The organism is Streptomyces antarcticus, assembly GCF_026627255.1.
Lineage (GTDB): Bacteria > Actinomycetota > Actinomycetes > Streptomycetales > Streptomycetaceae > Streptomyces > Streptomyces antarcticus.
Genome location: NZ_JAPNLM010000064.1, coordinates 1 through 9693, shown reverse-complemented (window position 1 = coordinate 9693; position 9693 = coordinate 1). Strand labels below are relative to the sequence as shown.

At 67.2% G+C, this 9693-nt stretch carries 9 protein-coding genes; 5 read left to right on the top strand and 4 right to left on the bottom strand.

The genetic code is table 11. From position 1 onward, the window contains the following. Window positions 1–468: 468 nt before the first annotated feature. Window positions 469–891, bottom strand: a complete 423-nt coding sequence (locus OTB16_RS38725) for a hypothetical protein (protein WP_267727579.1) — start codon at window positions 889–891, stop codon at window positions 469–471. A gap of 784 nt (window positions 892–1675) precedes the next feature. Next, the gene (locus OTB16_RS38720; protein WP_324290944.1) at window positions 1676–2683 is read right to left on the bottom strand and encodes an alpha/beta fold hydrolase; all 1008 of its coding nucleotides are present in this window, start codon (window positions 2681–2683) and stop codon (window positions 1676–1678) included. Between the two features lie 259 nt (window positions 2684–2942). Here OTB16_RS38720 and OTB16_RS38715 point away from each other — a divergent pair, with 259 nt between their 5' ends. Then, complete coding sequence (locus OTB16_RS38715; RefSeq protein ID WP_267727578.1) at window positions 2943–3983, top strand: C40 family peptidase; 1041 nt, start codon at window positions 2943–2945, stop codon at window positions 3981–3983. A gap of 41 nt (window positions 3984–4024) precedes the next feature. Here the strand turns inward: OTB16_RS38715 and OTB16_RS38710 are convergent, their stop codons facing one another. Further along, a complete protein-coding gene (locus OTB16_RS38710) occupies window positions 4025–4693 on the bottom strand; it encodes a M23 family metallopeptidase (RefSeq protein WP_266448339.1) in 669 nt (222 codons plus the stop codon). 365 nt (window positions 4694–5058) lie between these two features. Between OTB16_RS38710 and OTB16_RS38705 the strand changes: the two genes are divergently transcribed. From OTB16_RS38705 to OTB16_RS38695, 3 genes are all read left to right on the top strand, one after another. Further along, window positions 5059–5727 (top strand): TVP38/TMEM64 family protein, encoded by a 669-nt coding sequence (locus OTB16_RS38705; RefSeq protein WP_266494544.1) that lies wholly within the window; start codon window positions 5059–5061, stop codon window positions 5725–5727. A 100-nt stretch (window positions 5728–5827) separates the two neighbouring features. Next, window positions 5828–6253, top strand: coding sequence for a hypothetical protein (locus tag OTB16_RS38700; protein WP_267727574.1), 426 nt, complete (start codon window positions 5828–5830; stop codon window positions 6251–6253). A gap of 76 nt (window positions 6254–6329) precedes the next feature. Continuing rightward, the gene (locus tag OTB16_RS38695; protein ID WP_267727573.1) at window positions 6330–7922 is read left to right on the top strand and encodes a multicopper oxidase family protein; all 1593 of its coding nucleotides are present in this window, start codon (window positions 6330–6332) and stop codon (window positions 7920–7922) included. Window positions 7923–8110: 188 nt separating this feature from the next. Here OTB16_RS38695 and OTB16_RS38690 read toward each other — a convergent pair whose 3' ends face one another. Further along, a complete protein-coding gene (locus OTB16_RS38690) occupies window positions 8111–8464 on the bottom strand; it encodes a cupredoxin domain-containing protein (protein ID WP_266448348.1) in 354 nt (117 codons plus the stop codon). Window positions 8465–8819: 355 nt separating this feature from the next. On the opposite strand from OTB16_RS38690, the gene OTB16_RS38685 reads away from it, so the two are divergent. Continuing rightward, window positions 8820–9206, top strand: a complete 387-nt coding sequence (locus OTB16_RS38685; protein ID WP_266448351.1) for a hypothetical protein — start codon at window positions 8820–8822, stop codon at window positions 9204–9206. The last annotated feature ends 487 nt before the right edge of the window (window positions 9207–9693 follow it).

The window sequence follows — 9693 nt, the reverse complement described above, 5'->3', positions numbered from 1 at the left end:
GTACGGCTTGCGTTCACTCACCCCGCCACCCCAACAGACCACCAGCTGCGGACCAGCGGATTCCGCCCGCACCCCACACCATCAGGCGACGACACAACCACTCAAAGAGTCACGAACCGCCCTCTCATACGTGGTGCTCCTTGGCCTGTGGCCTTAGGGATGGCGGAATAGCTGGGTAGGGAGTGGAAGAAGTCCCGGGGGCGCACGCACGTTGCCGTACGGCTCTCCGCCACGGGGCGCGAGCAGTCAGGCCATGTCGTTGACAGGCGTATGGGTGCGCGAGCGTTCCTGGGCGGAAGCGTCAGGGCACGGCTCGATACCCACGCTCATGCAGGCGTTGCGCCAGGAAGCGAGTAGGCGCGGAAGCATGGCCGACTGTACGAACCATGGCTGGATCGGCATCGGCGTGCGATCCCGGGGAGGTTCCGGTCGGGCAGGAGCCGCCGGAAGACTCTCAGCCGGCGGATCCTAGACCCGCACGACAATCGCCCTGGTGGATGTGTGGGGCGATGAAGCGGGCGCCGTCGTTGGGCGGGTCCCGGAGAAGGCGAACGGCGCGGCCGGTGACAGTCGCTCCATCGGGAGGGCCCACAGGTGAGGGTCCTCCAGCGTGGGCGATTGCTGCGGGCACCCGGCCGTGCACTCCTCGGCGGGGTGCGAGGCGCCGTGACCGCCTTGGTGGTCGACCGGCGCCGCCTCGACGACCTCGTGGCCGTCCGGGACGGTCATGACCGCGGACGCGGTCTGCTGGAGATGCCCTCGTACGCCCTCGGTGCTCACGCCATGGGAGTACAGGAAGCTGAACACCAACAGGGCCACCCACAGCGCGCGCAGCGGACCCGCCGAGGGGCGGACCCGCAGGTGGTGAGTGGATGACCAGGGCGTGAGCACGCCGTGATCTTAACGGCTCCCCTTTCACGCCCTGCATCCCCCCAGGCATAACCGCCACCCTGATAGGTGGTGTAAGCCGCACGCGTGGGATCACAGTCCTGGTGGATCGCTCCGAGGGGCGGGGGTCTCTCGGGACGCGGCGTACGGCGGGGCTGCCGGTGGCCGGTCCCCCGCCAGAGTTTGCTCATCCAGGTGGCTCGGCGCTATGCGAGGTGCTGATGACGTTGGCCATGCCCTTGTCGGCCCCATGGGCGCCGTCGGACTGGCCGACCGTCCGGCACACCTCACGACTGACTTAACGCGTTGCCCACCGGCGCAACTTCGCCGTGTTGTTGTTCTTGCTGAGCCGCGGCCCCGCCGTCTCGCTCGAGCTGGTCATGAACGCCGTGACCGGTGTCCACCGGCTACGCCCCGTGCGAGCAGTCCATCTGATCGCTGGGAAGTCTGTGACCTCCGTAATGCGCTCTCGCATGATCACCCGCGTGTGCACATAGCCACGGACGGTCACCCGAGTGCTGTCGCATGTGACACCGAGCCGATACCCACGGACGCTGAGGACGGCGCACACGGCCACCACGAAGCATGCGGCGAGCCGCGGGAACACTTCAGTGGCTTGGGCTCCGTAGGCAACGCTCGCACATGCCGGGACGGCTCCGAGGGAGCTGTTCGCGGCGCGATTAAGCGCTGTTGGCGACAGCTGCATAAGGCTCCTCGTCTGAAACCGGACTGTGGCCGGTGAGCCTACAGAGCGTCGGGCTGACCGAGGGCAAGCGCACGGTCCGGTTTACCTTGACCGGCCTCCGCCCAAGGTGGTGCGCGAAAGGAAGGCGAGTACTGCCGTGATGGTTTCGGTCGGGCTGGTGAGCAACCCGCCGTGCGCGGCGCCGGAGATCAGGGCGAACTCGCCCAGAGGCAGTGCGTCGGCAGCTGTCCGACCGGAGGAAGGAGGGAACAGCATGTCGTGTTCGAAGGCGACCACGAGCGCGGGCACTCGGATCCGGGTGAGGGCCGCCATCCGGCCGGGGTCGCGGGCCCAGCCGTCCGAGGCAGCGGACTGCCCGACCTCTCCCTCGGTCGAGGCCCATACGTCCTCCTGCGCGCCGAGGAGTTCGATCCAGGCCCGTACCTGGGCCTCGTCCGTGGTCAGCACATGCGGCGGCAATGTGCTCAGCAGTGTCTGCGCGGCGGCGTAGGCGGGCGGGATGCGTCCAGTGAGCGCGATCAGTTCCGCTTCGGTCCGCAGGACGGCGTCCAGCACACCGTTCAGCGGCCCGGCGCCGGCCATCAGTACCACCGATCGCACCAGATCTGGGCGGTTGCGGGCCAGCAGCTCGGCGGTGAAGCTCCCCAGCGAATAGCCGACCACCGCCGCCTGCGCGATGCCGAGCGCGTCGAGCAATCCGGCGAGGTCATCGGTAAGGTCCGCCATCGTGTACGGGGCCGGCGGTGCGTCCGAGGGCGCCACCCCGCGTGCCGCATACGTCACCACCTCGAACCCGGCAGCCACCAGGGCGTCTCGCAGCCCACACAACTCCCATGCCACCGGGGGCATTCCTGTCCCGCCCACCAACACGACCGGATCACCGGTCCCCAGCCGCTCGAAGGCGATTCGCACGCCACCGACTTCTACCGACTCCACCGCGCCCCCAGTGTCCCGATCCGTCCCCGGCTCGCGGGGCCAGCTCCCACCCTGCACGCGCCGCCTTGAGATGGGAACCCGGAGCCCGAGAACTACGAGCACGAGGGGGTACCCGCCCCACCGGAGCGTCGACGACCAGGTCGCAGTCCGCATGCACGCCGCATGGTTCGACAGGTTGGCCACATCGTGAACATCACCTATCAGATCGTTTCCGCCGTGGGGCGACGTCATATCTGCCTGCCGCTCGTTGCCACTGAGCCACTAAACTGATTAGTATCCGGCCGAACCCTTCGCACGGTCGATCACCCGCCCCGGGTGGCAGCGGAGGTGCCGCTGAATCCCCTGTCTCCTCGAAGCGGGGGATTGGACTTGTTTCCCTGTCAGGCGGCTGAGGAAGAAGGAGCTTGCCTCAGTGGCATCCCACCGTCGTCCCAAACAGACGAACCCGGCATACGCGACCGTGCTGACCGCGACTGCGGCAGCGGCAGTTGCCCTGTCGACGCAGTCGGCTTCGGCTGACCCTCTGCCCGACCCGGGCAAGAAGGGCGTCCAAGCCCAAGTCGACCGTTTGTATGAGGAAGCGACGCAGGCCACTGAGAAGTACAACGGGGCGGAAGAAAAATCCGAGGGGCTGCAGAAGGACGTGGCCAGCCTCCAGGAGGCGGCCGCCCGCAAGCAGGGCGAACTCAATGACCTGCGGAACACCCTGGGCTCACTAGCCGCGTCACAGTACCGAGGCGGGGGCATGGACCCGTCGGTCCAGCTGCTGCTCTCGAACGATCCAGACGCCTACCTCGACCAGGCCTCGCGGCTTGGGAGGGTGAGCGACAGGCAGGCAGGTCTGCTGCGACAATTCCTGTCGCAGCAGCGGTCGCTGGACCAGCAGCGCAGCGAGGCCGCTGGAAAGCTCAAGGACCTTGAGGCAACGCGCAAGGAACTGGGAAGCCGAAAGGCCGAGATCCAGGGCAAGTTGGCAGAGGCGCGAAGGCTGCTGAGCACGCTTACGGCCGAAGAGCGAGCGAAGATCGACGCTGAGGAGGCACGGGCGAACCGCGCCAGTGAGCGGGTCGACCTCGGCAACGAGGCCAGTGGTTCCCAGCGGGCCGCTTCAGCGTTCAGTGCGGCCAAGAGCAGAGTCGGTATGCCCTACGTGTGGGGAGCCAGCGGGCCGAACTCCTTCGACTGCTCCGGGTTGACCTCCTGGGCTTTCCGCCAAGCGGGTGTGTCCATACCGCGCACGTCCCAGTCGCAGGCGAACGCCGGCACGCGGATCAACTCCCTGAGCGCGCTCAAGCCTGGTGACCTCATCATCATGCGTACTGACCTGAGCCATGTGGGCTTCTATGCCGGCAACGGACAGATCCTTCACTCGCCCAAGCCCGGCGCCCAGGTGCGGTACGAATCCATCGCCCGCAGCGGAATGCCGTTCATGTGGGGCGTACGCATCAGCTGATGCGTCGCGGGGCTCCACCCAGATCTGGGACCGGCCCAGCGTCACACCGAGACGCCCTGCTCTCGCAGGAATTTCAGCGGCTCGATCGCGTAGCCGTAGACGGGAGACGTGCGCGCCTCGAAATGCAGGTGAGGGCCCGTCGAGTTGCCGGTGCTGCCGACCTTGCCTATCTCCTGGCCCGTCGTCACGCTCTGCCCGACTCGCACACCGATCTTCGACAAGTGCCCGTACTGGGTGTACGTACGGTTTCCATGCTTGATCACGATGTTGTTCCCGTATGACCCACCCCATCCGGCCTCGACCACGGTCCCGCGGTTCGCGGCCTTCACGGAGGTGCCGGTGGGGGCCACAAAGTCCTGGCCGGAGTGCTTGTTGGACCACATGGTGCCGCCGAGGCCGAAGGTCGAGCCGATGGTGTACTTGTTCAGCGGCTTCACCCAAGCGGCCGGGCTCTTCTTGATTGCGGCCCCCTTCTTGAGGTCCACGGCGGCCTTGGCGTCCGCCGCTTGCTTCTGCCCCTCAACCTGGGCCGTCACGGTCGCCGCGAGACGTTCGCCCGCCACGTACGTGAAGGCGTCCGCCTGAGGCTCCGCAGCGAGCGCCACGCCGGCGCCGAGTACGACCGACACCCCCATGCCGACAGCCATCACGGCGGCGCGGCGGCGCAGGATTGCCTTGCTCGAGGCACTGGAATTGGCGTGCTGCGTCATACGCGTTTTCTCCAAGGAACGAATGAATCCCCGGCGGTATCCGAGGAGGTCCGTACCTTGATATCCCGCCCTTCGGAGAGCAACAAGGGGTCCGTCTACGCCCGCCTGTAGTAGCAGCGGTGACGGGGCTGGCGGCTCTTCCGCGGCGGCCAAGTGAGCGCTGTCCAGTGCCTGGGCCCAGCCCTCACTGGAGAGTCCTGCCCCAGGTTCGAAGAGTGGGAGTACGTCTCAAGGTATCCTAAGTAGCTTAGTATGTGATGCGGGTCATGTGCGAGACATCACCGATTACTCGGGTGGGTTTAAGTCTTGTAGGAGTCGGCAGGGCATTCGGTGTTGCCAGCAATCGACTGCCGTAGACTCGGCGAGTGCACATACCGCCGCCTGCTCGGCTCGCTCTCCTCGTTGCCCTACTGGCGGCCGCGGCGGGTTCCCTGCTGTTGTGGAGTCCGCAACGGCTCCTCTCGCAGGGCTTCACCTCTGCGGCCCCGGGGATCTGGGCGGCGCCCGCTTTCGTCGTTGTTTTCGCGCTCGCCACCCTCGCCTTCTTCCCGAAGCCGGTGCTCAACGCCGCCGCAGGGGTCCTGTTCGGGATCCCCGAAGGCCTGGTGCTGGCGGTCGCTGGGACCACTCTCGGCGCGGTGCTGGCCTTCGGTCTTGGACGAAGCCTGGGCCGGGACGCGCTTAGGCCGATGTTGAAGAGGAAGGCCCTCGCTGCCCTCGACCGGCGGCTTACCGATCAAGGCTTTCGCAGCGTGCTGCTCCTCCGCATCGTGCCCGGCGTTCCTTTCCAGGCGATCAACCTGGCTGCGGCCTTTTCGGGAGTCCGCCTCTGGCCCTTCGTCGCCGCGACGGCACTCGGTGTGCTGCCCGGGACGACCGCATACGTGATCGCCGGAGCGTCCGCCTCCTCGCCGACCTCTCCTGCCTTCCTTCTCTCGACGGCAGCGATGATCGCCATGACGTTGCTCACGCTCGTGTCGATGAGGCGAGCCCGGCGCACGATGGTCCCGTCGGGCGCCGGCGAGCCTGTTTGACCTCCCCCGAGCAGGTCCACGTCCGTGAGGGCACTCATTGAGTCCATACCCCCGCCCGGTATCATCAGTACCTCAGCCGAGACGGTCGACGGAGTAGGCGATGGAGCGACAGCGGAGGACCGCCGCCTGGTGCGGTCGACTTCTGCTGTCCGCTGCGCTGCTCGTCGGCCTGGTCACGATGCACGTGCTCGGTCATCCCGCCGAGCACGCTTCGTCCCGCACACCTGACCGGCTCGCTACGGTCGCCTTCACCGTGGTCACCGTCGATGGCGAGCATCGGACGACTGCCGACGCGGCTCCCGCCAAGGGCGGCCACACGCCCCTGCCGGGGCTGGACACCGCCCTCGTCTGCCTGGCCCTGCTCACCGCGTGCACGGTGGTCTTCCGTGTCTCCCCCTCCAGCAGATATCGGCTCTCGGGACTCCTGCTCGCCGGGCTCGCGCGGCTCCTGCGCGCACTTTGGTCGATGCCGCCGCCAGTCAGCCGTAGTACTTTCCTCGCCCGATTGTCGTTGTTGCGTATATAGGCCCGCAGACCGCTCCGCTAGGAGCGGCATCGCGCTCCTCTTTCCCGCATCGACATCGTTACGAGGTTCCTCAGTCATGACCCAACCCACCCGTCGCACTGTCTTGGGCGCCGGACTCGCCGTTGCCGGCACCGGCCTGCTGACCGCTTGTTCCGGCTCCATGGGCGGTATGAACCACTCCTCGGCCGGCGACGCCGTGTCGTCCGCCGAAAACTACGTAACCCCGGACGGCAAGGAGGTCACCGCCACCGAAGCGCTTCGCAAGCCCGGCCCGGAACGGAAAGTGAAGCTCACCGCCGTGGAGACTCCACTCGACCTGGGTGGCCGTACGGTCAAGTCCTGGGCGTTCGGCGACCGGCTGCCGGGCCAGGAGGTCCGTATCACGGCTGGCGACACCCTCGCCCTCACCCTTGCCAACAACCTGCCTGAGGCCACCTCCATCCACTGGCACGGTCTGGCGATGCGCAACGACATGGACGGCGTGCCCGGCCTGACCCAGCGCCCGATCAAGGCAGGGGCCTCCTTCGACTACCGGTTCGCGGTCCCGCACCCGGGCACGTACTGGTTCCACCCGCACTCCGGTGTCCAGCAGGACCGTGGCCTGTACGCCCCCCTGATCGTCGAGGACCCGAAGGAGCCGCTGAAGTACGACAAGGAATGGGTCATCGTCCTCGACGACTGGGTCGACGGGGTCGACGGCAGTACCCCGGACGCCGTCCTCGCCGAACTCAGCAACGGCATGGGCGGGATGGACATGGGTGACTCCGGCGGCATGGGGGGACACGACATGTCGAACATGTCGATGAGCACCACGGCAACCCCCGCCCCGAAGCCGTCCAGCCCCTCGCGCATGATGATGGGAGCGGCGAGCGACCTTCTCGGCGGCGACGCGGGCGACATCGCCTATCCGCACTACCTGATCAACGGGCGCACCCCGGAGGCTCCCCAGACCTTCCAGGCCAAGCCGGGTGACCGCCTCAGGCTGCGCATCATCAACGCCGGCGGTGACACGGCGTTCCGGATCGCCCTGGGCGGTCACAAGCTGACGGTCACCCACACCGACGGTTTCCCCGTCGAGCAGACGGAAGCGGACGCCGTGCTGGTGGGTATGGGCGAACGCTACGACGTCCTCGTCACCGCCGGGGACGGCGTCTTCCCTCTCACCGCGCTGGCCGAGGGCAAGAACCGCACGGCGCTCGCCCTCCTTCGCACCGGTGGCGGAGCAGCGCCGCAGGCGTCCGTACGCCCGAAGGAACTGGACGCCAAGGTGCTCCAGGCCAGTCAGCTTCGGGCCGCAGAGTCAGTCCGACTGGACTCCCGCAGGCCGGACCGCACGATCGAGCTCAAGCTCACGGGGACGATGGAGAAGTACGACTGGGCCATCAACGGCAAGAAGTACGACCCGGCGCAGCGATATCCGGTCCGCTCGCGCGAGCGCGTGCGGCTGTCGTTCGTCAACGGCACCAAGATGTGGCACCCCATGCATCTGCACGGCCACACCTTTGCGCTGGGCAACGGCGGCGCACGCAAGGACACCGCCATCGTCCTGCCCGGCAAGACCCTCGACGTCGACTTCGACGCCGACAACCCGGGTTTGTGGATGATCCACTGCCACAACGTCTACCACGCGGAATCCGGGATGATGACGGCTCTCGGATACCTGAGGTAGGCGCACGAGCCTGTGCGGTCGCCCGGCGCTGTTCAGTCGCTACCGCATGAGGTGGGCGAGTGAGAGGTGGGGTTGCCGCGTTCTACGTGGCAACCCCAACTTGGCCTCATCGGCAGCTGCAACTCTCGTCGCTGGAGGTCTGCGGCGTCTGCCGGCCACTCGTGGCGACGTCCGCTCTGTCAGCCGGGTCAGCCGACTGTGAGCGTCGCCGTCATGCGGGGGTGGAGCGAGCAGAAGAAGGGATAGCTGCCGGGCTTGGACGGGGCCGTGAAGGTGGCTGACTGGCCGCCTTCGATGTTGCCGGTGTCGAAGGCGTTGCCTTCCTTGGAGGTCACCGTGTGCGGGGCAGAGTCGAAGTTCGACACGGTGATCTTTTCACCGGGGCGCACCTTCAGGTCCGCCGGCATGAAGTTGAAGCCCTTGATGGTGATCCGTGCTTCCGTGCCTTGGGGCGTCGTGGACGGCGTGCTGGTTGGACCCGGTGTTGTGGCGACGCCGTTGCCGTTGCCTGTGCAGCCGGCCAGCGCGAGCAACGCGCACATGGAGATGAGTGCTGCTCCTCGGGCACGGCCCATGCTTCGGCGGGACGTGGCAGTCGACATGGGGCCTACCCTTCGGAGAAGCCTGGTGATGGCGCTCAGCGGCCGGGGTCACGTGTCGGTACAGAGTCCGACCCAGGAGGGCCCCGGTATCCGCTATAGCCAGACTTGCCTGCCCCGAGGGCGCCCGCTTCGTCCGGTACCGCCAATTGCCTCGTCAGCTCACCTGAAGGCGTGGCGCCGCCTCGGCGGCCGGCAGATGTCCGCCCTGAGACTCTCCAGGTTCCGATGCTGGGACGGCGCAGGCAGCCCGCACCGCAGTTACCACCAGCGCGCTGGCCGACTGGAGAATGGGGGCGTGCCCAGACGTGAGCTGCCCGAGCCGCAAACCGACACCCGACTTGATCCCTACCGCCGCGCTGCGGCTCACGTGCTGGACGGTGACGAGCTGGTCGGCCTTCTGGTGATCCGCGTGACCACGTGGTGGTGGCAGGCGGGGCCGTTCTGGCGCAGGCGCTGGGTGGATGCGAGGGAGCTTCCCGAGTGGGCTCTGATGCGTGTCGGCCCGACGGAGGCAGTTCCCGATTTCGACGACGGCATCATTCCTGCTGAAGCTCTGGACCAGGAACTCCGGGACTGGTCCGTAGGCGTCTTCGAGCTACGGGGCCGGTATTTCAAGCTGGATTGGCTCGACGAGGCCGAGGCCGATGCACTACATGGCAAGCATGGCTGGACCGACCTCTGACTGCCGGTGAGCCGTATAACGTCCTGTGACCGTGGGCGAGGCCGCTCATACGCCGCTGATAGTCGACCGTACCGATCTGGCCGTGCAACAGCAGGCCGACGCACCATCGCTCGGCGTTCGCCAGGGCTGCGCGCCGTCCCCGCAACCGAGCCAGAGGAGGGAGACGGCTCTCGTTCGGCGTGATCAGCCGAGATATCTCGTACATCAATGCCAGGAAGATCAGCGCGCCGATCAACGCTGCTACCAGGGCCGCCATGATCATCACCCCAGTCGGCGTCCAGCGAGGGTGGGGGCCGCCGGGCGAATACCGGAGCCTCACTGTTCATTGTTCCAGGTGATCAGGGCGCGGGCACGTCCCTGGCTAGTGCGTTGTCCACGAACGTTGGCCGGGTCGGTCAGGCGGCTTGGGGCCGTGGTCGGCCCCAGCGCTGTTGGCGCTCGCTGCGGACCTTGGCGCGTTCGCGACGTTGGGCGGCCAGGACGTCGG

What these genes read in the sequence shown, in the direction of transcription:
- OTB16_RS38695 (WP_267727573.1), top strand. Translation starts at nt 6,330, where the DNA reads ATGACCCAACCCACCCGTCGCACTGTCTTGGGCGCCGGACTCGCCGTT.
- OTB16_RS38690 (WP_266448348.1), bottom strand. Translation starts at nt 8,464, where the DNA reads ATGTGCGCGTTGCTCGCGCTGGCCGGCTGCACAGGCAACGGCAACGGC.
- OTB16_RS38720 (WP_324290944.1), bottom strand. Translation starts at nt 2,683, where the DNA reads ATGCGGACTGCGACCTGGTCGTCGACGCTCCGGTGGGGCGGGTACCCC.
- OTB16_RS38700 (WP_267727574.1), top strand. Translation starts at nt 5,828, where the DNA reads ATGGAGCGACAGCGGAGGACCGCCGCCTGGTGCGGTCGACTTCTGCTG.
- OTB16_RS38710 (WP_266448339.1), bottom strand. Translation starts at nt 4,693, where the DNA reads ATGACGCAGCACGCCAATTCCAGTGCCTCGAGCAAGGCAATCCTGCGC.